The following is a 21,483-nucleotide window of genomic DNA, read 5'->3' on the forward strand; positions in this document are numbered from 1 at the left end:
ACATAACAATTAATGGATTTTGGACAATTTAAATCTATGAAGTTCATTTTTCAGTTCACATTATTTATGTTTTTGGTTTTTTCTCTTAAAGGCCAATCTCTGGAATATTTAAATAAAAATTTTTCTGTCATTTCCGATATCAGTAAGGATCAACCTTATTTTTATCGAATCACTTCAGAAGACAGTTTAAACGTGCTTGTTCGAATCTTTTTTATAGACAGGACTCCTTATTATGAATATCGTGCTGCAAGATTTGACACTACTGAAAGGTTTTCACAAACTGAAATTTTTTACTATGAATCAGGAAAACGAAAAAAAATCAGGCAAATCGATGCCTTGACTGATCAAGCTGTTGATGTAAGTTATTTCGAATCAGGAGTGGTAAAAAGCAAAAAAATCAGGAAAAGCGAAGAAGTGATTTCGGAAGAATATTTTTCAGAAGATGGAAAAATTGATCCAAATCCAAACAATTTCCAATTTGGTCAAGAGAGGGATATGGAGAATTGGAATAGGTTTTTAATCGAAAAACTGCAATACCCCTTAGTAGCACGTAGGATGGGGCATTCGGGTATTGTTTTATTGGGATTCGATATAAACCTGAACGGTGAAATGGAAAATATTCAAGTAGTGAATAGTTCAGAGATTCACAGTTCCTTGGAAAAAGAGGCACTCAGAGTGGCAATGGCATATAAAGGAACTTGGACGCCTGGAATTGTATTCGGGAAACCTGAAAAAAGTAGAGTAATCCTTCCCGTTCGTTTCAAATTAAACTAAGTAATTTAGTTAAAAGTCCCTCAAATGAATTGAGAGACTTTTAACCTATTCCTGTTAATACAAAATCCTAAACCGAATCGTCCCCGGTATGGCTTTGAGTGCCTGAATAGCTTCCTCGGTGTAAGCCTTATCGATATCGGTGATTACATATCCGATTTTCTCATTGGTCTTAAGGTATTGCCCCACGATATTGATCTCATAATCTGCCAAAATACGATTGATCTTCGCTAGTACACCGGGTTCGTTTTGGTGTACGTGAATAAGTCTATGCGCATTTTGAAGGAAGGGAAGTTGGATATTGGGGAAATTGACCGAATTGAAGGTGTTTCCGGTATTGATATACTCCATGATTTTACCAGGCACAAAGCGGGCGATGTTTTCTTGCGCCTCTAAAGTACTACCACCGATGTGCGGTGTCAAAATGGTATTGGGTAACCCAATCAATTCGGATACAAAAGGTTCACTGTTATTTTTTGGTTCTTCCGGGAATACATCCACTGCACAGCCAGCTAGGTGACCGCTTTCCAGCGCCTCTTTTAGAGCAGGAATCTCCACAACATGACCTCGGCTCAGATTCACCAAAACCGCTCCTTTTTTCATCATTTTGATCTTTTCGGCATCGATCAAACATTTATTTTCCTTGCGTCCATCTACATGAAGTGAAATGATATCACACGTCTGAAGCAATTCTTCAAGTGAATCGATTTTGGTGGCATTGCCCAAAGCCAGCTTTTCTACAATGTCATAGTAAAAGACATTTAGCCCCATATTTTCTGCCAAAACCGACAATTGAGCACCGATATTTCCATACCCGATTATACCCAGTTTCTTTCCTCGGATTTCAAAGGATCCCGTGGCAGATTTATCCCATTTTCCCTGATGCATGGACACCGACTTATCGAAGAAATTTCGCATCAAGAAAATAATTTCTGCGATCGCCATTTCTACGACAGAACGGGTATTGCTAAAAGGAGCATTGAAAACGGCGATTCCTTTTTCCTGACAGGTTTCTAAATCGATCTGATTGGTACCGATACAAAAAGCTCCGATGGAAATCAGCCGATTGGCATTTTCCAGAACGCGCTTGGTAACATTGGTTTTTGAGCGGATACCTAGGATGGATACATTTTTGATCTTTTCGCAGAGTTCATCTTCGTTCAAAGCCGAACTCACCACTTCCACTTGGTAGCCTTCTTCCCGAAGGAGTTCAACACCGATAGGATGGACATTTTCGAGTAGAAGAACCTTGATTCGGCTTTTGGGATAGGAAAATTTCGTATTCAATTTGTTGATGTATAAAATTTCGTCGAAACTGGGTGCCACATGGTCTGCCTTGGAAGTGACCTTAGGACGGTGAACATTCTCTGTGAATGCATAGAATTTATTAGCTAGACCGGAGGCTTTGATTTCATAATCGGTATATCCGTCGCCAATCACATAAATATCTCCCGAGAGATTCAGGTTTTTGATGGTTTCAGCCTTTCCGTTGTTTTTAGAAAGGGGATTGTCTCGATTGAAATCCACAATCTGTCCATTTTCATCATAGACAAACTCATTGGCAAAGACATTTTCCTTGTTGATGCCATAGTCAGCTACAATGGGGATGATGAAATCTTTGAAACCATTAGAAATGATAAAAATGTCTTCGGCGTTTTCCTGAAGAAACTCGCGGTTTCTCTCAAATGACTTGGATACTTTCTTTTTCAGGGCCTTGATCAGATCACCGATTTGCTGACGGTTGGCTTTCAAAATGTCTAGACGCTGCTCCAAACTTTCTCTAAAATTAACCGATCCTTCCATGCCCCGATCAGTTATATCCTTGATAGCTTGAAGCTTATCATTGGAATTTGGGTCACCTGCAAGCGAGATTTCCCCTAAAATATCCAGGGCTTCCACTTGAGTAAATGTACTGTCAAAATCGATGATGAATTTTTTGGTCTGAGGCATGTGCTGGTTTTTTCTTAAATCTTGGGTAAAATTAAGAGATTGTCAAAAAATGAGAATGTTTATTACCGAAAATGTTCCAAAACATTTTTGCTGTCACCAATTTTGCAATCAATTAGCAATCAATTAGCAATCTAAAGGTCATTCTTTCTGTTGATAGTGACTATTGATACAAAAATTATTTCACTAGCTCAGGAATAGGCTGTATTTTTGAAAAAAATCAATTAAAACATGATGAAGAAATCATTGCTTTTAGGCATTCTAGCCGTTTCAGTTTCTTTTTATTCTTGTCAGAAAAGTGAAAACTCAGAATCCCATCATGATTCTGACAGCCACCACGCTGAGGAGATGCATCATGAAGCTGAGGAATCTGCTGAAGCTGTCATTGGTGTGGCAGAGGTAGTTCCTGGCATGTATGGTGCAGCTATTGCTGAATCAGATGCGATTGCTCTTTCTGACTTAGTGCCGGTAGTAGAGGAAAATGGAACTTATGAAGGAAAAATCATAGGTGAGATCAAGGAGGTTTGTACCAAAAAAGGTTGCTGGTTGACCATGGACTTGCCAAGTGGTGAAAGTATGCGCGTTACTTTCAAAGATTATGGCTTCTTTGTCCCAACCAATTCCCAAGGTTTCCCAATTGTACTGGAAGGTGTAGCCACCTTTACAGAGACCGATGTGGAGACGCTCAAGCATTTTGCAGAAGATCAGGGAAAGAGTCAGGAAGAGATCGACGCAATCGTAGCTCCTAAGAAAGAGATCACTTTCGAAGCTACTGGAGTCGTAATCATGGATAAAGCCTGATGCCCATAGCTTTAGATAATCTTCGTGTTGGAAGACGATATCTACTGATCAATCAAGGTGAAGTCCGTCAACTCGAGATTATGGCCCGTTTAAACGGGGATAATTTTAAAGTGAAGGATTTAGATACTCTTGAACTTTACACCATGGAAGAATTGCTTCGTTGGGGTAAGGGAAAAGATTATGATATTGAAGAAATAAGATAATTCAACTCAGCTCCACTTTTCTTTTGTGTGATCAGTCACATTTCGGAAAAGTGGAGTATTTATTTTTGCGCAAAATTTAGAATAATACATGTCAAAAGGAATTGGTGGAGCCATTTTAGGGGGGAAATGCCCGCGATGTAGAGAGGGAAATCTTTTTCCGGTACCGATGTTCAGTTATCGTAAATTGACCACCATTAATAAAAAGTGCGCCGTATGTGATGCGAACTTCCAGCCAGAGCCGAGCTTCTATGATGGGGCCATGTATATCAGTTATGCTTTTTCAGTAGCCTTGTTTATTACGGTATTTGTTGCTGTAACTGTTTTGGTCGAAAAACCGACTATTTGGACTTATTTAGGCACTATTGTGGTCTTGAACTCTATTTTGATGCCTCTGATGCTTCGCTATTCCAAAGTGCTATATCTCTATGGATTAGGAAAGCTGAAATACCGAGGAGATCAATCATAGGAATTTATCGGGCTTTAGGCTCAGAATAAAAAGGCTGATACTTGCCAGTGAAAGGAAGAAAAAGGCCGGTAAACCACCTATTACGGAAAGAATCCGGACTCCTTCTATTCCGGAGTAATTGATCATTACCCAAGAAATCAAGCCAAGCAAAACTCCCCAGAAAATCTTCAGACCCGAGTTTACTTGGAATTCATCCTCGACCTTTCCTTTCATGCTAAGGCTAGCCATGGCTTCTGTACTGGAGTCGGCGGCTGTCACATAAGAGATAAACATTCCTATCCCAAAAAAAATGGAAAAGGCCTTTAGATGACCTAAATCTCCAAAAACCTGATAAATAATGGATTCGGGACCTAAGCTTTGCAAAGCGGTCCGGTAAGATTCAGGATCGTTCCCGGCTAGTTCCAGCGTTGTTCCACCAAAGATCCCCATCCAAGCCACACAAAAAGAAGCCGGAAGGAATAAGTTGACTAAGATAAATTCCCTGACAGTTCGACCAATGGCGATCTTTCCAAGAAACAATGCTGTAATAGGCGCCCAAGCCATCCAAACGGCCAAATTGAAGGTAGTCCAATCAAAGGTCCATTGAGCCCCTTTTCCTGATAGTTGCAGGCTGAGATCTGGAAACCAAGAAGCATAGGTCTTCAAGCCAGGCAGAATATTGGAGAGAGGTTGCAAGTCCCATGAGATGTAGATAAAGAGCAGCGCAAACAGCGCGAAAAACCATAGGTTGAAAAGTGATAACTTACGAATACCTCTATCAATCCCCGTACTGGCAGACACTACAAATGTGGCTACAATTAGACCCATTACCAAAAGAGTCAACCACTGAAAATCAGCCTCGGGAAGGCTACCTCTTAAAGCACTTGCCAAACTTAAAATGCCCGCTCCCAAAGAAGCAGCCATGCCCGCGACAAGGGCAAAAAGGCTTACCATATCTACAAGCTTGGAACCTATGCCATTGGATCGGACTGGATAAATGGGAACAAGCATTAAGCTTAATCGAAAGCGATTCTTTCTCGCATAATAGATCAATCCAAACAAAAGAGCTGGTACTGCATAGATGGAATACGGAGTAATACCCCAGTGAAAGTATAAAGCACCTAAAGCGAAGATTTTGCTTTTTTCACTTCCTGATTCGCTATTTAGGTATTTGGGAGGCGAAAGAAAGTGAGAAAGTGGCTCGGCACTTCCCCAGAATAAGATTCCAACGGCGATAGTGGTACAAAGCACAATGGCAAACCAAGAAAAGAAATGAAGTCTAGGTTTTGCTTTCGGTCCACCGATTTTATAATTCCCCAAAGGAGAAAAGAGCACCCAAATAATCAGGGCAACCATGATAAACGATAAATAGCTGATGGGAAGCGAGAAATTATGTAGTATCCAAGACTGAATTTCCTTGATTTGACCCAGAAAAACATCTGGGTAAAAAGTGCTCAAGCCCAATGCAAAAACCAATAATAAAACTGGTGGCCAGAATACTGATTTTCTGACAGGAAGATATTTTTTTAACCAATCGGGCATGAAGGATCAATCCAATTTTTGCAGTAGCTTGCAAGAAAGGGTTAATTTTGGCTAAGGCAAATTCTTTTCAACCTCAATAGCTAAAGATGCAATCAAAAATATATAAGGTAGGCTCTTATCTCTTAGTGATATTTTACGGAGTAGGAGGGATCAATCATTTTATCAACCCTGAATTTTACATTCCATTAATTCCTGATTATTTGGGAGATAAAATTCTTATAAATACGCTGGCAGGGTTGGCAGAACTAATTTTAGCAGGAGGGTTACTGATTCGCAAAACTCGCAAACTTTCCGTCTACGGTATCCTTTTAATGTTGATAGCTTTTATTCCAAGTCATGTCTATTTCATTCAGATTGGAGGTTGTGTTCCGGATGGTCTCTGTGCTCCGGCATGGGTGGGCTGGGTAAGATTAGTGATTATACATCCTCTTTTGATGCTTTGGGCATGGATTTACCGTGACTTTTGATAGTGTTAATTCGCCTTTTGTAAATATTACTAACAAAAATCGAACTTTTACTAAACCAAATCGAAGTAAGCCTCGTTACAACGGCTGAAACAACAATCAGCAAATGGAGGCGATACTCAGTAAAATGAAGGTTGAGGTCAATCCCAACCTTTATCAGAAAGAGCCCTTCAGCTCCAGTTTAGGTGTATCAATCGTGCAGGAAAGTGCCAGATTGATTCAGGAGTTGGGTTTGGAGAATTTTACATTCAAGAAATTATCACAGGAAATAGGGAGTACAGAGGCGGCCATCTATCGCTATTTTGAAAATAAGCACAAGCTTCTTTTGTATCTCACTGCTTGGTATTGGGGCTGGATGGAGCATAATCTGGTATTTGGTACTGCAAATCTGAATGACCCGGCCGAGCGTCTATCGGTGGCCATTAGACTGCTATCTGATGGTCCCATATTTCAAAAGAATGACTACCTTAATCCCGTCAGTCTTCGGGAAATTGTCATCAACGAATCGCTAAAAGGTTTTTTGACCAAGGAAGTGGATAATGAACACGAAGCAGGAGTATTTGCCCAAGTTTATAAGTTTGGCGAGCGCATAGCGGATATTATTTCAGAACTCAATCCTGATTATAAATTTCCAAAAACGCTCGTGTACACTGTGCTGGAGTCGAGTTTACTTCAAAATTTTAATTCAAAGCATCTTCCTGGGATGACTGAAAATTCCTTCAATAAACTAGAGCGTTATAAGTTTTTCCATCAATTGGTCGTAAAAACCATTCAAAATGACAACTAATTCAGGCATCACACCTATTGGCCGGTTCTTCAGCCTTCTGAAAGAGGAGAAAAGCCAAGTTTACTCAATTTACTTCTATGCAGTCCTCAATGGATTGATCACGCTGACCCTTCCACTGGGAATTCAGGCGATTTTGAACTTCATTTTGGGAGGGAGAATATCGACATCCTGGGTGATATTGGTCATTATCGTGGCAGCTGGGGTTGCTTTTGGAGGATTTCTTCAGATTTCCCAATTGCAAATCACGGAGAAACTTCAGCAGCGTGTATTTAGTAAATCAGGACTTTCGCTTGCCTACAGACTTCCAAGAGTAAGGCCCGAAGCGGTGCAGGGGGATTATGCACCTGAGATAGTCAATAGGTTTTTTGATACAGTCAATTTGCAAAAAGGACTTTCCAAAATTCTGATCGATTTCTCCACAGCATTGCTACAGGTGATTTTTGGATTGCTGCTTTTGTCCTTTTACCACCCGACCTTTATCATTTTCGGTTTGGTTTTGATCGCACTGCTTATCCTGATCTTTTACTTTACTGGTCCTCAGGGAATGGAGACGGCACTTAAGGAGTCCACTTATAAGTACAAAACTGCTTATTGGTTGGAAGAAATAGGGCGCACAATGAACTCCTTCAAATTGGTAGGAAATACCCGCTTACCCATCCTTCGTGCCGATAAATTGCTTCAACATTATGTGGATTTCCGTTCCAAGCACTTTGGGGTTTTGATATTCCAATACAAAATCATGATTGCCTTCAAGGTATTGATTGTCACGAGTTTGTTGGTTGCGGGAAGTTTACTTTTGATCGAAGAGCAAATCAGTATCGGTCAATTCGTTGCAGCCGAAGTGATCATTATCCTAGTGGTTAACTCGGTAGAAAAGCTGATTCTTTCACTAGAAACTGTCTATGATACCCTGGTCGCTACGGAGAAGCTTGGTCACGTAATGGATCTGGAACTTGAAGATTCAAAAGGAAATGAAAAGGTGATTCAGGCATTCGAATCTGGATTGATGTTTGGGATGGAGAAGGTAGTCTTTCAGACTAAAAACTCAATCGAACCAGTTCTAAAAGGTGTCTCCCTTCAAATCAAATCCGGTAAAAAGGTAGCTGTGACAGGAGAAAGCGGTAGTGGTAAAAGCGCCTTGCTGATGATTTTGTCAGGACTTTATGAAAATTACCAAGGCACTGTGACTGTCAATGATCTTTCGCTGGAAATGATCAATAAAGAGAAGTACCGGTCTATGGTAGGGGATTTTCTGGAAATGGAACAGATATTTCACGGGACCATTTTAGAAAACATTACCGTTGGTAGAGAGTACGATCAAAATCAATTGACTGAAGTTTTAGAACTAACTGGATTGAAATCATCTATCTATCAATTGCCAGATGATCTGAATACCGAACTTCAACCGGAAGGCAAAGGGCTTTCCAAGCGAATGATGCAAAGCATCTTGCTTTGCCGAGCTTTGCTTGGGAAACCTAAAGCCATGGTCATGGAAAATGCTCTTGGTTATTTGACCGATGAGGTCAAAGAACGAGTTACTGAGTACTTGTTAAAGGGTGATTGGACATTGATAGCGGTGACCCAAGATGATGCGATCCTTCAAAGAATGGATGAAGTAATCCTAATGGAAAGAGGTAGTGTGGTCTACCAAGGAGATTATTCTGGATACGTTCAATTGAAAAAAGGAAATTAACCATGCTTAATATATCTAAAGTAAGAATCAAAGAATCGATTCCATTCAGTGGAGCAAAGAGTTTGGTCATGACCTTGCCACTGAAAGAAAGTCAAAAGCGAATTAGAATCCTGACAAGTGTCATGATGGTGTTCTTTTTGATCCTATTTATCCCATGGACTCAGAATATTCGAAGCAAAGGCTATGTAACAGCACTGAGACCGGATCAAAGACCGCAAACGATTCATTCTGTCATCGCAGGACGAATAGAAAAGTGGTATGTGACTGAAGGTGCTTTTGTAGCAAAGGGAGATACCATTTTGACGATTTCTGAGATCAAAGATGAGTATTTTGATACCTTACTCTTGCCACGAACCCAGTTGCGAGTGGATGCTAAAAATCAATCTGCGCTATCCTATCGGGAAAAGGTAAATGCTTTGGAGATGCAGATTGAGGCAATGAAAAAGAATAATGTGCTGAAACTACAGCAGGCTGAAAATAAACTTCGGATGTCGGAGCTGAAGGTAGAGTCGGATAGTATCAAATTCCAACAAGCCAAGATCAATTTTGAGATCGGAAAAGAACGACTTGACCGATGGGAAGAATTGTACAAGGAAGGGCTTCGATCCCTTACTGATCTGGAATCCCGGAGACTTAGCTTTCAGGATGTTCAGGCCAAAGTAGTAGCTGCAGAAAATGACTTCCTGAGCAGTCAAAATGAATTGATTACTGCTCAGATTGAACTGGATGCGATTCGGACTGAATTTCAGGATAAACTTGCCAAAGCTGAATCAGAGAAGTTTACTGCTATGTCAGCCCAATTTGATGCTGAAGAGACGGTTACCAAGCTTCAAAATCAGTATTCCAATTATGAGGCTCGGACTAACTTCCGACATATTCTTGCCCCACAAGACGGTTTTTTGGCAAGAGCCATACAAGTGGGCCTTGGCGAGACGATCAAAGAAGGGGATGCGATTTTGAATATCGTTCCCGCTAACGCTGAATTGGCAGTGGAAATGTATGTGCAGCCTGTAGATCTACCTCTGATTAAAGTTGGAAATAAGGTTCGCTTTATTTTTGACGGTTGGCCTGCGATCGTCTTTTCTGGTTGGCCACAGATATCCAATGGTACATTTGGAGGTGTAGTTACGGCGATTGATCAGTTTGCTGGTAATAATAATCAGTACAGAGTGGTGGTAGTACAGGATCCGGAGGAGGAGCCTTGGCCAGAAATGCTACGAATTGGTTCGGGAGCAGATGGTATTGCCTTGTTGAACGATGTTCCTGTTTGGTATGAAATCTGGCGACAGCTCAATGGCTTCCCGGCTGACTACTATACCCAAGAACAAAAAGATGCAATCGCGAAAGAGAAATAATGAAAAAACTTATTCTTTCATCGTTACTGTTTATTTTCTTTCAGAATGTTTGGAGCCAAGAAATGGATACCCTCCGACTGGAGAGTTTCCTGGATTGGGTTAGATCTTACCATCCCGTAGCTCGTCAAGCGGATATTACCCTTGAGATGGGGGCCATGGAGGTTCGAACTGCAAGAGGTGCTTTTGATCCCTTGCTATTCGGTAACTTGGATCAAAAGACTTTCAAGGATACCGAATACTATGATCGACGAGAAGCTGGGATTACTGTTCCGACATTAGCAGGAGTAGAGCTTTTGGGTACTTTTGAGCAAAATACCGGTCAATTCCTAGATCCTGAAGCTACAGTGCCTTCCGGTGGCCTTTTTGCTGCCGGTGCTGCAGTCAATCTGGGTCAGGGTTTAATTTTAGATGAAAGAAGAGCCATGCTCAGACAAGCGAAGCTTTATCAGCAATCGACAGAGGCTGAGCGGATAGCAATTCTGAATGAGCTGTATTTAGGAGGGGTGGAGATGTATTGGAAATGGTCAGAGAGCTATGCCAATATGAAGGCATTTGAAGAAGCAGTTCGATTGACTGAAATCCGATATGGTGCAGTAAAGTTAAGCTTTGAGCAAGGAGACGTTGCCGCCATTGATACAGTGGAAGCTTATACGCAGCTCTTGAGTCGGCAGTATAGATTACAGGGATTGCAGAATCAATTCTTTGTTGATACGCAGATGCTTAGTGCCTTCCTTTGGAATGAAGAAGAGCAACCTATGCTTCTAAATCCAACAGTGGTTCCTCAGCCACTCGTGGAGAATGATCAATACGCGATCGATCCAGCAGAACTTCGGGAAAACATCAGCATCCATCCGGATCTTCGGATTGCTGATTTCGAATTGGCAAGTTTGGATGTAGATCGGCAGCTAAAAGGACAGTCTCTTCTGCCTGTAGTAAAATTAAAATATAACTTTCTGGTAGAAGAACTTGGTGGTTTTGAGCAATCTCCATTCTTTGAGAATAACTATAAGTTCGGTGTATCGGTCTACACGCCCATTCTATGGAGAAAAGCCAGAGGATCCCTGGGACTTGCGAAAGCTAAGATTGACTTCAAACAAAACTCCAGGGATTTGAAGGAATTACAGCTACGAACCAAACTGGAAGGAGAAATCAATTCTTGGAATGTGATCAATCAGCAGGTAAGTACCTTGAGAGAAAATGTATTCAACTTAGAGCGCTTACTGAATGCCGAACTCCGTAGATTTGAAATGGGAGAGAGTTCCTTGTTCTTGGTAAACGCACGCGAAGTGTCTGTTTTTGATGCTAAAATTACCTTGAATGGATTGGCGGCCAAACGAAAAATATCCTATGCGAAAGTTCGCTATGCTGCTGGATTTGGATTCGAATAAACTTATTTAACTATGCCTGCATACATTATAGTACAAGTGGATATTTCTGATCCACAGCAATATGAAGCTTACAAAAAACTCACCCCTGATACTGTCAAAGCTTTCGGGGGGAAATTTGTACTTCGAGGTAATCCCGTAGAAGCATTGGAAGGGAGTTGGGATCATGACCGCTTGGTAATGTTAGAGTTTGCAGATAAAGAAACTGCAAGGCAATGGTATTATTCCAAGGAGTATCAAGCGGCTAAAGAAATTAGGGAATCTGCTGCACAAGCAAAATTTTTTCTTGTGGAAAGTTGAATGTTTGGCATTTTTATTGGTGTAAGATGCAATAATCTGATTTTGAAATAGAAAGTTTCATATTCAGTTTATCTGTTTTATTTAAAAAATCACCAAATTATTCAATCACCCTAAAAAAAATCAAAATGAAAAAGATCCATTTGACAGGAAAATTAATGGCATTTTTATGTCTAATTTTCATCGCTTCTTCCTGTATGTCAGGACTTGAGGAAGCGGAAGAAGTGCAGGTTACCGAATTGCCGGAGGAGGAAATCTCTGAAATCCCAGAGTCTGAAAACCTTCGAAAGGGGCGTACATTTAAATACATGGAGGTATTTTCAAACCAAATCACGCCGATTTCTTTTCCCAACGAAAATCCAGAAATTCCAGTGAACGAAATTACCTTTTTGCCAGGAACAGGCAAAGGTGTTGCGCGCTTCATGGGAAGAGCTACCTCTTATATTAATCAATTGGCAACCAGTGAAACAACATCTATTGGTGCTCCCGTAACTCAGTTTTACGGCGAAGAATTGGCAAAATTAGGATTGAAAAAAATCCCTGATGAAGTGAGTTCAGTAACTGTTGACAGAAGAGGAAATGCGATATTTTTCAAGAGTCTGGAGAATATAGCTACACCGATAAATGAAACATTGACCATTTTTGTTGCTGAAGTAGAAATCGTCGGAGGGACAGGTAGATTTCGAGGCGCATCAGGAGAAGGCATTGTAGAAGGAAGGTTTAACCCAACAAATGGAAAAGGCAGCTCTGTTGTTAAAGCTTCTTTAAGATTCTAATCCTCCAAACGAATCAGTTTTAGGAAGCCTTCTCATTTTGGGAAGGCTTTTTTATTGGAATCGGTTTCGCAAGATTATGGAGTCAAGATTGGATTTAGCACTTTAATAATCTATTTTTCTTCTTTCCAATTTCTATGAAAAAAGTACTGACTTTAGGTGAAATAATGCTTCGCTTGAGTCCGCCTGATAATCAGCGATTAGCACAAGCGAACTCATTTAATCTGGTTTTTGGTGGTTCTGAGGCTAATGTGGCAGCGGGATTGTCCAATTTTGGAATGCAGGTATCACATGTGACCGCTTTTCCCAACCATGATTTAGGAAAGGCTGCAGTGTCCCATCTCAGAAAAAATGGAATTGATACCACTTTTGTCAAATTTCTTCCTGGAAGATTGGGAGTATATTTTTTAGAGCAAGGTTCTGGGCTTAGAAGCTCCAAAATCGTCTATGACCGTGCAAATAGTAGTTTTTCATCCTATGATGGGAGTGATGAAAATTGGGAGGAGATACTCAAAGAATTTGGGTGGGTGCATTGGTCAGGTATTACTCCGGCCCTTTCTCAAGAATCTGCTAATCTTACTTTGAGGCTTTTGGAAGCCGCTAGAAAAAATTCAATCCCTGTGTCAGGCGATCTTAATTATCGATCTAATCTTTGGAAATACGGAAAGAGTCCGGATGAAATCATGCCTCGAATGATGGAACTTACGACCCATATAATTGGTGGAACCCGTGATTTCAATCAGTGCTTAAATAAAGATTTTCAGTCTTTACAGGAGGCAAGGACTTTTGCATTTCAGCATTTACAAAACCTCCAAATGATAGTGAATACCCAACGAATCGTACATTCTGCCTCTCACAATACACTATCAGCAAATGCCTACACTAAAGATTCATCAATAAGTACTGAATCAATTGAAATTCAAAATATTATAGATCGAGTTGGAACGGGAGATGCATTTGCCAGTGGCCTAATTTTTGGATTAATAAATAGGAAGTCTATCCAAGAATCCTTGGACTTTGGATTGGGTGCAGCCGTTTTAAAACATAGCATTCCAGGAGATGTATTGATCGGATCTGAGGAGGAAATAAAGGAAATTCTGGAGGGCAAATCCGGAGCAATCAAAAGATAAATGAGAAATCAAGAAAGTGAGTTTATCAGGAAAATGGATAAAGCTGGAGTAATGCCCATATTTTATCACCCAGATGAAAATGTATGCCTGAAGCTTCTGGAAACTGCCTATGAGGGTGGTATCCGAGTGATCGAATTAGTAAATAGAGGGGATAGAGCGACCCTTGTGTTTCCGGCTTTGAAAAGGCTTGCCGAATCCCTTCCTGGACTGTCCTTGGGAGTAGGGACTATTTATCATCCTTGGCAAGCCGAAGAGTTTATTGAAATGGGAGCAGAGTTCATTGTCGCTCCAGTTATGAACGCGAAGTTAGGTGACTATTGCCGCAAAGTAGATGTGCCGTGGGTACCTGGTTGCGGGACCGTTACGGAAGTTTTTCAAGCTACAGAACTTGGAGCGGAATTGGTCAAGATCTATCCAGCAAATATTCTAGGACCTGATTTTGTGCCCGCTATTCATGCTGTACTGCCTAAGGTTGAAATCATTCCAACAGGAGGGGTAGAACCTAATTTGGGAAGCATCAAACCCTGGTTTGATGCAGGAGTCCTTTGTGTAGGTATGGGATCCCAATTAATGAGAAAAGACTGGATCGCAAATGGAGAATATTCAAAAATCTCATCTTCTATCAGCTCGGTGGTTAATTGGATTCAAGATATAAAGGCTAATCAATAAGTGGTTTTTGAATCCAATCTCAATACCTCAATTGAAATAAATTAACCAGGTGGGATAACTTAGCTTTAAGGAATTGAAAATCAAATCAAAACGAATTTTGACTTAAGTTCAATGCTGTTTTTTCCAAATCGTAAAATATCAATTTGGTTAATCTTCAATCCTTTTTAACCTTTCTAAAACCAAAAAACTTAATGAGATCGTAGTTAAAATTATGAAAACGCTTTTTAATCCTAGTAATCCAAATAAAACTCGAAAATATCAGAAGTCATTTTCAAATGGATTATTCAAAAGCTTTCGCTTGGTATACTATAAAAATATGCGATTTAACTGCGGAGGAGGGGTTGCATAATGGAAAGGTCTGCAATCATCATCTTCCAGAAAAATGCTCAATTAGGCAAGGTGAAAACCCGGTTAGCCAAGGATCTTGGGGATCATAAAGCACTAGAAATTTACGACAGACTTTGTGAATTCACTCATTGGATTTGTAGTCAGGTGGCAGTCGATAAGTTTCTCTATTATTCCAATTTTGTTCCTGAGGATAAGCCACGGTATGGATCCTATCATTTCAAAGTTCAGACTGGAAATGGACTAGGCGAGCGAATGTCAAACGCCTTTTCAGATTTATTTTCCGCTGGTTATCAGAAGGTTTTGATAATTGGGACAGATTGTGCAGAGATAAATCCCGAATTGTTTTTGGAGGCTTTCGAGACACTAAATCATCGGGATGTGGTGATAGGTCCAGCAGAAGATGGTGGGTATTATCTGCTAGGTATGAGTCAGTATTTTCCCCAACTTTTTCATGATGTAAATTGGAGTACTTCAGAAGTAATTATCCAGACTAAATCCAATATCAAATCGATAGGAATATCTTACAGTGAGTTAGCCGTTCGGTCGGATATTGATACTCTTGAAAATTGGCAAAAAATGAAAAGCTTGATCGATGAATTGGAGGGAAAATAAATTTGATAATGATCCGAAAGAATGGCAGGATTCTGAAAAGCAAGTGAAATTTCCTTCAGAAAAGTATAGCAGAGCTTTTTATAGAATGAACCAAGCAAGGTCGGAATTCAAGCTCCAACTTTAAACCCTGTAATTGAAAAAATAATCCTCTTGCTTTAATGAAACTTTCTGTCATCATTCCGACCCTAAATGAAGAAGAAAACCTGAAAGCTTTGATTCCATTTTTGAAAAAGGAGCTAGCAGAGAAGAAGCATGAAATCATCGTCGTAGATGCCAATAGCGGGGATTTCAGTGAGGAGATTTGCCTAAAACATCCAGTAACTTTCATCCGAGTTGAAAGGTCTAGTAGGGCTGTTCAGATGAATAAGGGGGCTATGTTGGCAATCGGTGATACACTCTATTTTGTTCATGCTGATACCCGACCTGTCCCTGGGTTTTTTGAGGATATTGAAAGGGCAGTGGCAAATGGAAAGCTTGCGGGATGTTATCGATACCGTTTTGATTCTAAGCATCCACTCTTGAAAATTAATTCTTGGTTTACCCGTTTCAATGGGATTTTATCAGGAGGAGGTGATCAGACTCTTTTCATTAAAAAGGACCTTTTTGACAGCTTGGGTGGTTTCAATGAGCAATTCTGCATCATGGAAGATTTTGAATTAGTTAAAAGAATAAAAATCCAGTATCAATTCTATATTATTCCAAAATCTATTAAAGTTTCTGCACGAAAATACGAGAATAATAGTTGGCTAAGGGTGCAATGGGCCAATTTGATAGCGTTCAAGAATTTCTTGCAAAAAAGAGATCCAAGAGAAATTCGTGAGCAATACTATGGGATGCTAAAGCGAAGTTAGGGGTTGATCCGGTTAAAAATGCGCTTCTAAATCCTTTCTTGCTTTTTTTCGAAAATAACTTCAATTAAGTCTACGAGTCGATTGGAGTATCCAGCTTCATTGTCATACCATCCTACTAGCTTGACCATATTTCCCTTACTTGAGGTCAGTTCTTTGTCAATGATGCAGGAGTGAGGGTTCCCGATGATATCCATGGAAACGATCGGATCACTTTCTACTTGAAGAATCCCTTTAAATTGGTTTTTTGAAGCATTTTCAAAAGCTTGATTAATTTCTTCTACACTCGCTTCCTTTTCAATTTCGACGATCAAATCTGTCAGAGAACCGTTAGGCACAGGTACCCGCATAGCAGATGCTTCTATTCTTCCATTTAACCTTGGAAGGACCCTGTCTAAAGCTTTTCCTGCATTGGTCGTAGTCGGAATAATGGAATAAGCCGCTGCTCTTGCTCTTCTCAGGTCGCGATGCGGCGCATCATGAAGGTTTTGATCATTGGTGTAGGAGTGAACCGTAGATGCATAGCCTTTTACCAGTCCGAAGTTTTGATCGAGAATTTGGACCATCGGAGCAAGGCAATTGGTAGTACAGGAGGCATTACTGATGATTTTTTCTTTTCCTGTCAAAATGTTCTCATTCACTCCCAATACAATCATTTTGATGCTTTCATCTGGTGAAGGAGCTGATATCAAAACCTTTTTAGCGCCAGCATCCAAATGGAGCGAAGCAGATTCTCTAGATGTAAACCTTCCGGTACACTCGATGACCAAGTCGATCTCCATCTCTCTCCATGGCAACAATTCCGGTTTTGATTGTTCTAAAAGCCGGATTTTATTGCCTTCAGAGACTAAAAAATTCCCATCAAGACTGATTTTCCTGTCAAACTTTCTATGAATAGAATCATATTTCAGTAGGTGCAAGATGGATTCGTTATTGGCTAAATCATTGATAGCCACCAGTTCAATATTATCTTTATCCATCAAGAGCTTGGTGGTGTATCTCCCTATTCTTCCAAATCCATTGATAGCAACTCTAATTTTCTTGTTCATTGGGTATATTCTGGCTTTTCTTTGTTCTTCAAAATTAGGCATTCTTAGCACTTTTTTAGGGTAAAATTTTTCAGCCTAATGATCAGGCCTTTATAAGAAATTATCAGATTTTTTTTAGGGCACTTTGTTATTCTAAAAACAGACTTCTATATTTGCACAACCTTTTAAAAAGAGGGCTTGATAATCCCAAAATGGTCCGTTCGTCTAGGGGTTAGGACGCATCCCTTTCACGGATGAAACACGGGTTCGATTCCCGTACGGACTACTTAGTTCTCAATCACCCGAGACATTTACATTTTTTATTTTATGGTTGTTAGTGGTTAAAGATGACAAATCCCGGTCCATGATCGGGGTTTTGTTTTTTATGGCTGGAAAAGAATTACTTTATCTTTTTGCTATTTTGGGTTTGCAAACCATAAACCTGAAATATGTACCCCACAAAATTCCTAAAGAAGCTTTCAATTCCATTGATTGGAAGTTTTATCCTATTTGCTTGTCAAAAAAATGAGCCTGTTGATTTGAGGATCAAATCCTTAAGCAAGGAAGAGATTCAAAGTCAAGCAGCTGCTGCCAAAACTCAAGTGAGTCCCAACCTAAAAGAAGGCTTGAAGTTAGATGTTTGGGCAGTGGATTCATTGATTTTTGATCCAATTTCCATTCATATCACGGATGATGGCTCACTTTATTACACCCGAACCAATAGACAGAAAAACTCAGAATTTGATATTCGTGGTCATCAGGACTGGGAAATTCGCTCCATCAGTCTTCAAAATATAGAGGATAAGCGGAAGTTTCTACACGAAGAACTTTCTCCTGAGCGAAGCGAAATCAATTCCTGGTTGGAAGATCTAAATGGTGATGGCTCTCACGATTGGAGGGATATGACAGTAGAAAAGGAGCAGATTTTTCGTGTTGACGATACGGATCAAGATGGGTATGCTGATCAATACCAGATGATCGTTGAGGATTTCAACGATGAGGTTACGGACGTTGCCGGAGCTGTGATGAAAGGGGAGGACGCCCTCTACGTCGGAGTAGGCCCTGATATGTGGCGTATGATGGATACTAATGGAGATGGGATCATGGATGAAAAAGAGTCTATCTCTCACGGCTATGGAATTCATATTGGATTTGGTGCTCATGGCATGTCTGGCTTGGAAATGGGGCCTGATGGTAGAGTTTATTGGGGGATAGGTGATATTGGCTTCAATGGAAAAGGTCCTGATGGGAAAGAGTGGAAATATCCAAATAGAGGAGTAATTGCAAGAGCAAATCCAGATGGCTCTGATTTTGAAATCTATGCCATGGGGGTTAGAAATACTCATGAATTTGTCTTCGACGAACATACCAATTTGATTTCTGTAGATAATGACGGCGATCATGCCGGTGAAAAGGAACGATTGGTCTACATCACCAATGGGAGTGATACCGGATGGCGAATCAATTGGCAATTCGGGAAATACCGAGATCCTGACAATAATCGATACAAGGTTTGGATGGACGAACGTTTTTTTACCCCTCGATGGGAAAAGCAAGCAGCTTTCATTACTCCTCCAATTGCTAATTATGTTTCTGGTCCTACGGGAATGGTTTATAACCCAGGTGCTGGTCTCGGGCCAAGGTGGAAGGATCACTTTTTCGTTGTGGAGTTTGTAGGCAATGCCGCTAACTCCGGGATACATGCCTTTACATTAGAACCTAAAGGAGCAACTTTTGAACTGAAGTCAACTGAGCGAATTGCTTCTGGAGTATTACCTACGGGAATGGATTTTGGACCGGATGGAGCCTTGTATTTTGCAGATTGGATAGATGGCTGGGGAACCAAAAATTATGGTCGAATTTGGAAGCTTGAAGATGAAAGTGCAGAAAATTGGGAACTTCAACAGCAAACCAAACAAGAACTTCAGGCGGATTACAAAACTATTGCCGAAGATGAGCTTAAATCGAAGCTTTATCATGAAGATCTGCGCGTAAGGCGCAAAGCACAATTTGAGTTGGCCAAGCGTGGTACGGATGGGGCTGCTACCTTTGAGAAGGTATTAGCTGATAAGAGCAATCAATTAGCTAGAATTCATGCCATTGTTGGATTAAGTCAACTGGCAAGGTTGGATGATCGAAAATATGCAGACAAAATAGTCCCATACCTGCAAGATGAGGATGCGGAAATTCGTGCTCAAGCTGCCAAATGGCTTGGAGATATTCGGTATGACCAAGTCAGCAGTCAACTAATTCAAAACCTTCAGGATGAAAATGCCCGGGTTAGATTTTTTGCTGCTGAGGCATTGGGAAGAGCGGGTCACAAGGAGGCTTTTGACGGCCTGGTCAATCTTTTGGAAGCCAATAATGATGAAGATGCTTACATCCGGCATGCTGCGAGTCTGGCACTTGCTAGGATCAACGAGGAGGAGAAAATCACCCAACTTTATATTCATCCATCAAAGGCTGTCAGAATGGGAGCAGTGATTGCATTAAGAAGGCTTGAAAGCCCAGGACTATCCAAATTCTTAGCTGATTCTGAAGAATTGATTGTAGCAGAAGCGGCGAGAGCTATTCATGATGATTTTTCTGTCGAAGCCTCATTACCTGATTTGGCAGCTTTAATTAACACCACAAAATCTGACTTTGAACCATTAGTTCGAAGGATCATCAGTGCCAATCAACGATTAGGAGGAGAGCAACAATTAAATGATTTATTAGCCTATGTCAGTCGAAATGATATCCCTCAAGCGATGAAAAGTGAGGCTATAGCTGCTTTAGGTACTTGGTCCAAACCTTCCTTAGTAGACCGTGTGGATGGAAGGTATCGAGGAGAAGTAGAAAGAGATCCTACTTTGCTACAAGAAAAGGCTAGACCTGTCTTCTTATCATTACTTACAAGCAATCAGGCAGATACTCGTTTGGAGGCCGTAAAGGCAATAGGGAAAGCTGGAGTAAGTGATGCTTCTTCATCGCTTTTAAGTTTGGTCAAAAGCTCTTCTGATTCGGATATGAAGGTTGCTGCCCTCCAGGCACTGGATCGGTTACAAACTGATGATCTTGCTGAGGCAATTCCGATTGCAATGAAGGACTCTAATCAAGCGGTAAGAGTAGCTGGGCTTTCTTTGCTTTCGCAATCAGCACTTCCTTTGGATCAGAAACAGGAACTACTCTTGACGATCATCAGGAATCAATCCAATGAGGAAAAACGCCAAGCATTATTAACGCTTTCTACCTTGGAAAATAGCGCTTCTTTTGAAGGTTGGGAGACTATCCTTACAGATTTTAAGGCAGATAGAATTTCCTCTCCAATTTGGGTAGAATTGGAAGAAGCCATTGATAAAACGGGTTCAGAAACTCTAATCTCACAATTCCAGCAATTACTTAAAGAAAAAGCCGGAGATGAGAATTGGAGGTTATTCCAAGGCGCTTTGGCAGAAGGAAATGTCCGGGAAGGCCGAACCATTTTCTTCCAAAATCAAGCAGCTCAATGTATTCGATGCCATGCATATGATGATATGGGAGGAAACGCAGGTCCCAGATTAAATGGAATTGCTCGTCAACTTTCCCGAGAGGAACTACTAATAGCTCTTGTGGAACCGAGTGCCCGACTTGCTCCGGGTTATGGCTTTGTGACATTGGAACTTGAGAACGGGGAAACGGTAAGCGGAACCCTTGAAAAAGACTCGGCAGAGGGAGTCTCAATCAAAAATGGACAGGGTGAAACAAAAAGCTATTCCAATGCTGAGATAAAGGAGAAAAAATTAGCTCCATCAAGTATGCCTTCTATGGCAGAAATGCTCAATAAACGCGAAATAAGAGATTTGGTGAGCTTTCTATCAACACTAAATCGGGTTGAATGAAGACTGTTTTAAAGTTGGGGCTAGCGATAGGGCTTTTTCTATTGCTAGCCCCTTTTTTATTGATTGTCATTGGAAACCAATTGCTTCATGATTCAGGTATTCCAGAAAAACCACAATTGATTCCTGCGAAAAATAATCAAGTGATTCTGGCTTTTTTTCCTCATCCAGATGATGAAATTACCGTGGCAGGCACCCTAAATCAATTAGCAAGTGAAGGTCATGCTGTACACTTGGTTTGCCTGACAAAAGGAGAAGCAGGAAATACTTTTGGCAAACTTGATAAAAGCGAGCTTGCAGAAATTCGGAGCAAGGAACTTCAAAATTCGGTAGACTTAATTGGAGTCAAATTGCATCTCTTAAATTATCCAGATGGAGGATTAAAGAACCTAGGTCTTGACAGCCTGAAAAAAATTTCTGACCAATGGATCCGTAAAATAGAGCCAGATATACTGATTTCTTATGATTCAAAGTGCTCTTTCCGCTTAAAAGTTGGACTAGTTAAGCAGCGATTTTAAAGTTATAAAA

20 protein-coding genes and 1 tRNA gene are annotated in these 21,483 nt (G+C 40.6%); 18 read left to right on the top strand and 3 right to left on the bottom strand.

All coding sequences use genetic code 11. The annotated features are described in order from the left end of the window. The first annotated feature begins 36 nt into the window (after nucleotides 1–36). Complete coding sequence (locus OU792_RS15440; protein WP_274670645.1) at nucleotides 37–774, top strand: energy transducer TonB; 738 nt, start codon at nucleotides 37–39, stop codon at nucleotides 772–774. A gap of 54 nt (nucleotides 775–828) precedes the next feature. Here OU792_RS15440 and serA read toward each other — a convergent pair whose 3' ends face one another. Then, complete coding sequence (serA, locus tag OU792_RS15445; protein ID WP_274670646.1) at nucleotides 829–2,721, bottom strand: phosphoglycerate dehydrogenase; 1,893 nt, start codon at nucleotides 2,719–2,721, stop codon at nucleotides 829–831. A gap of 228 nt (nucleotides 2,722–2,949) precedes the next feature. On the opposite strand from serA, the gene OU792_RS15450 reads away from it, so the two are divergent. The 3 genes from OU792_RS15450 (at nucleotide 2,950) to OU792_RS15460 (ending at nucleotide 4,188) form a co-directional block, all read left to right on the top strand. Next, complete coding sequence (locus OU792_RS15450; protein WP_274670647.1) at nucleotides 2,950–3,519, top strand: DUF4920 domain-containing protein; 570 nt, start codon at nucleotides 2,950–2,952, stop codon at nucleotides 3,517–3,519. Further along, on the top strand, nucleotides 3,519–3,722 hold the full coding sequence (locus OU792_RS15455; RefSeq protein ID WP_026945671.1) for a hypothetical protein: 204 nt from the start codon (nucleotides 3,519–3,521) through the stop codon (nucleotides 3,720–3,722). The genes OU792_RS15450 and OU792_RS15455 overlap by 1 nt, the downstream gene beginning before the upstream one ends. 88 nt (nucleotides 3,723–3,810) lie before the next feature. Continuing rightward, nucleotides 3,811–4,188, top strand: coding sequence for a DUF983 domain-containing protein (locus tag OU792_RS15460; RefSeq protein WP_026945670.1), 378 nt, complete (start codon nucleotides 3,811–3,813; stop codon nucleotides 4,186–4,188). Here the strand turns inward: OU792_RS15460 and OU792_RS15465 are convergent. Then, complete coding sequence (locus tag OU792_RS15465; RefSeq protein ID WP_274670648.1) at nucleotides 4,183–5,709, bottom strand: BCCT family transporter; 1,527 nt, start codon at nucleotides 5,707–5,709, stop codon at nucleotides 4,183–4,185. The genes OU792_RS15460 and OU792_RS15465 overlap by 6 nt on opposite strands. A gap of 86 nt (nucleotides 5,710–5,795) precedes the next feature. Here OU792_RS15465 and OU792_RS15470 point away from each other — a divergent pair, with 86 nt between their 5' ends. The 11 genes from OU792_RS15470 to OU792_RS15520 all read left to right on the top strand — a co-directional run bounded on the left by OU792_RS15470 (nucleotide 5,796) and on the right by OU792_RS15520 (nucleotide 16,073). Beyond that, entirely contained in the window at nucleotides 5,796–6,176 is a 381-nt protein-coding gene (locus OU792_RS15470; RefSeq protein WP_134201330.1) for a hypothetical protein, read from the top strand. Between the two features lie 103 nt (nucleotides 6,177–6,279). Continuing rightward, the gene (locus tag OU792_RS15475) at nucleotides 6,280–6,960 is read left to right on the top strand and encodes a TetR/AcrR family transcriptional regulator (RefSeq protein WP_026945667.1); all 681 of its coding nucleotides are present in this window, start codon (nucleotides 6,280–6,282) and stop codon (nucleotides 6,958–6,960) included. After that, complete coding sequence (locus tag OU792_RS15480) at nucleotides 6,950–8,653, top strand: peptidase domain-containing ABC transporter (RefSeq protein WP_134201332.1); 1,704 nt, start codon at nucleotides 6,950–6,952, stop codon at nucleotides 8,651–8,653. Before OU792_RS15475 ends, OU792_RS15480 begins: the two co-directional genes overlap by 11 nt. 2 nt (nucleotides 8,654–8,655) lie before the next feature. After that, nucleotides 8,656–10,008, top strand: coding sequence for an HlyD family secretion protein (locus OU792_RS15485; RefSeq protein ID WP_134201334.1), 1,353 nt, complete (start codon nucleotides 8,656–8,658; stop codon nucleotides 10,006–10,008). Continuing rightward, nucleotides 10,008–11,396: a TolC family protein gene (locus OU792_RS15490; RefSeq protein ID WP_134201336.1), complete on the top strand. Its 1,389-nt coding sequence runs from the start codon at nucleotides 10,008–10,010 to the stop codon at nucleotides 11,394–11,396. Before OU792_RS15485 ends, OU792_RS15490 begins: the two co-directional genes overlap by 1 nt. Nucleotides 11,397–11,408: 12 nt before the next feature. Beyond that, on the top strand, nucleotides 11,409–11,693 hold the full coding sequence (locus OU792_RS15495) for a DUF1330 domain-containing protein (RefSeq protein WP_134201338.1): 285 nt from the start codon (nucleotides 11,409–11,411) through the stop codon (nucleotides 11,691–11,693). Nucleotides 11,694–11,818: 125 nt separating this feature from the next. Next, nucleotides 11,819–12,466, top strand: a complete 648-nt coding sequence (locus OU792_RS15500) for a hypothetical protein (RefSeq protein WP_274670649.1) — start codon at nucleotides 11,819–11,821, stop codon at nucleotides 12,464–12,466. Between the two features lie 134 nt (nucleotides 12,467–12,600). After that, a complete protein-coding gene (locus OU792_RS15505) occupies nucleotides 12,601–13,593 on the top strand; it encodes a sugar kinase (RefSeq protein WP_274670650.1) in 993 nt (330 codons plus the stop codon). Further along, nucleotides 13,594–14,262 (top strand): bifunctional 4-hydroxy-2-oxoglutarate aldolase/2-dehydro-3-deoxy-phosphogluconate aldolase, encoded by a 669-nt coding sequence (locus OU792_RS15510; RefSeq protein WP_134201344.1) that lies wholly within the window; start codon nucleotides 13,594–13,596, stop codon nucleotides 14,260–14,262. A 348-nt stretch (nucleotides 14,263–14,610) separates the two neighbouring features. Further along, nucleotides 14,611–15,222 (top strand): TIGR04282 family arsenosugar biosynthesis glycosyltransferase, encoded by a 612-nt coding sequence (locus OU792_RS15515; protein ID WP_274670651.1) that lies wholly within the window; start codon nucleotides 14,611–14,613, stop codon nucleotides 15,220–15,222. 158 nt (nucleotides 15,223–15,380) lie between these two features. After that, complete coding sequence (locus OU792_RS15520; RefSeq protein ID WP_274670652.1) at nucleotides 15,381–16,073, top strand: TIGR04283 family arsenosugar biosynthesis glycosyltransferase; 693 nt, start codon at nucleotides 15,381–15,383, stop codon at nucleotides 16,071–16,073. A gap of 26 nt (nucleotides 16,074–16,099) precedes the next feature. Here the strand turns inward: OU792_RS15520 and gap are convergent, their stop codons facing one another. Continuing rightward, nucleotides 16,100–17,119 carry a type I glyceraldehyde-3-phosphate dehydrogenase gene (gap, locus tag OU792_RS15525; RefSeq protein WP_026945657.1) on the bottom strand — a complete coding sequence of 340 codons (1,020 nt, stop codon included), beginning with the start codon at nucleotides 17,117–17,119 and terminating at the stop codon, nucleotides 16,100–16,102. 193 nt (nucleotides 17,120–17,312) lie between these two features. On the opposite strand from gap, the gene OU792_RS15530 reads away from it, so the two are divergent. The 3 genes from OU792_RS15530 to OU792_RS15540 all read left to right on the top strand — a co-directional run bounded on the left by OU792_RS15530 (nucleotide 17,313) and on the right by OU792_RS15540 (nucleotide 21,473). Further along, nucleotides 17,313–17,384: transfer RNA gene (locus tag OU792_RS15530), tRNA-Glu, on the top strand. Between the two features lie 163 nt (nucleotides 17,385–17,547). Next, nucleotides 17,548–20,958, top strand: a complete 3,411-nt coding sequence (locus OU792_RS15535; RefSeq protein WP_134201350.1) for a HEAT repeat domain-containing protein — start codon at nucleotides 17,548–17,550, stop codon at nucleotides 20,956–20,958. Next, the gene (locus OU792_RS15540) at nucleotides 20,955–21,473 is read left to right on the top strand and encodes a PIG-L deacetylase family protein (protein ID WP_274670653.1); all 519 of its coding nucleotides are present in this window, start codon (nucleotides 20,955–20,957) and stop codon (nucleotides 21,471–21,473) included. Before OU792_RS15535 ends, OU792_RS15540 begins: the two co-directional genes overlap by 4 nt. Nucleotides 21,474–21,483: the final 10 nt, after the last annotated feature.

The sequence above is a fragment of the Algoriphagus sp. NF genome (assembly GCF_028823735.1).
Lineage (GTDB): Bacteria > Bacteroidota > Bacteroidia > Cytophagales > Cyclobacteriaceae > Algoriphagus > Algoriphagus marincola.

Excerpts from the sequence above, each read along its gene's own strand:
- OU792_RS15440 (WP_274670645.1), top strand. The coding sequence starts at position 37 with ATGAAGTTCATTTTTCAGTTCACATTATTTATGTTTTTGGTTTTTTCT.
- serA (WP_274670646.1), bottom strand. The coding sequence starts at position 2,721 with ATGCCTCAGACCAAAAAATTCATCATCGATTTTGACAGTACATTTACT.
- OU792_RS15450 (WP_274670647.1), top strand. The coding sequence starts at position 2,950 with ATGATGAAGAAATCATTGCTTTTAGGCATTCTAGCCGTTTCAGTTTCT.
- OU792_RS15455 (WP_026945671.1), top strand. The coding sequence starts at position 3,519 with ATGCCCATAGCTTTAGATAATCTTCGTGTTGGAAGACGATATCTACTG.
- OU792_RS15460 (WP_026945670.1), top strand. The coding sequence starts at position 3,811 with ATGTCAAAAGGAATTGGTGGAGCCATTTTAGGGGGGAAATGCCCGCGA.
- OU792_RS15465 (WP_274670648.1), bottom strand. The coding sequence starts at position 5,709 with ATGCCCGATTGGTTAAAAAAATATCTTCCTGTCAGAAAATCAGTATTC.
- OU792_RS15470 (WP_134201330.1), top strand. The coding sequence starts at position 5,796 with ATGCAATCAAAAATATATAAGGTAGGCTCTTATCTCTTAGTGATATTT.
- OU792_RS15475 (WP_026945667.1), top strand. The coding sequence starts at position 6,280 with ATGGAGGCGATACTCAGTAAAATGAAGGTTGAGGTCAATCCCAACCTT.
- OU792_RS15480 (WP_134201332.1), top strand. The coding sequence starts at position 6,950 with ATGACAACTAATTCAGGCATCACACCTATTGGCCGGTTCTTCAGCCTT.
- OU792_RS15485 (WP_134201334.1), top strand. The coding sequence starts at position 8,656 with ATGCTTAATATATCTAAAGTAAGAATCAAAGAATCGATTCCATTCAGT.
- OU792_RS15490 (WP_134201336.1), top strand. The coding sequence starts at position 10,008 with ATGAAAAAACTTATTCTTTCATCGTTACTGTTTATTTTCTTTCAGAAT.
- OU792_RS15495 (WP_134201338.1), top strand. The coding sequence starts at position 11,409 with ATGCCTGCATACATTATAGTACAAGTGGATATTTCTGATCCACAGCAA.
- OU792_RS15500 (WP_274670649.1), top strand. The coding sequence starts at position 11,819 with ATGAAAAAGATCCATTTGACAGGAAAATTAATGGCATTTTTATGTCTA.
- OU792_RS15505 (WP_274670650.1), top strand. The coding sequence starts at position 12,601 with ATGAAAAAAGTACTGACTTTAGGTGAAATAATGCTTCGCTTGAGTCCG.
- OU792_RS15510 (WP_134201344.1), top strand. The coding sequence starts at position 13,594 with ATGAGAAATCAAGAAAGTGAGTTTATCAGGAAAATGGATAAAGCTGGA.
- OU792_RS15515 (WP_274670651.1), top strand. The coding sequence starts at position 14,611 with ATGGAAAGGTCTGCAATCATCATCTTCCAGAAAAATGCTCAATTAGGC.
- OU792_RS15520 (WP_274670652.1), top strand. The coding sequence starts at position 15,381 with ATGAAACTTTCTGTCATCATTCCGACCCTAAATGAAGAAGAAAACCTG.
- gap (WP_026945657.1), bottom strand. The coding sequence starts at position 17,119 with ATGAACAAGAAAATTAGAGTTGCTATCAATGGATTTGGAAGAATAGGG.
- OU792_RS15535 (WP_134201350.1), top strand. The coding sequence starts at position 17,548 with ATGTACCCCACAAAATTCCTAAAGAAGCTTTCAATTCCATTGATTGGA.
- OU792_RS15540 (WP_274670653.1), top strand. The coding sequence starts at position 20,955 with ATGAAGACTGTTTTAAAGTTGGGGCTAGCGATAGGGCTTTTTCTATTG.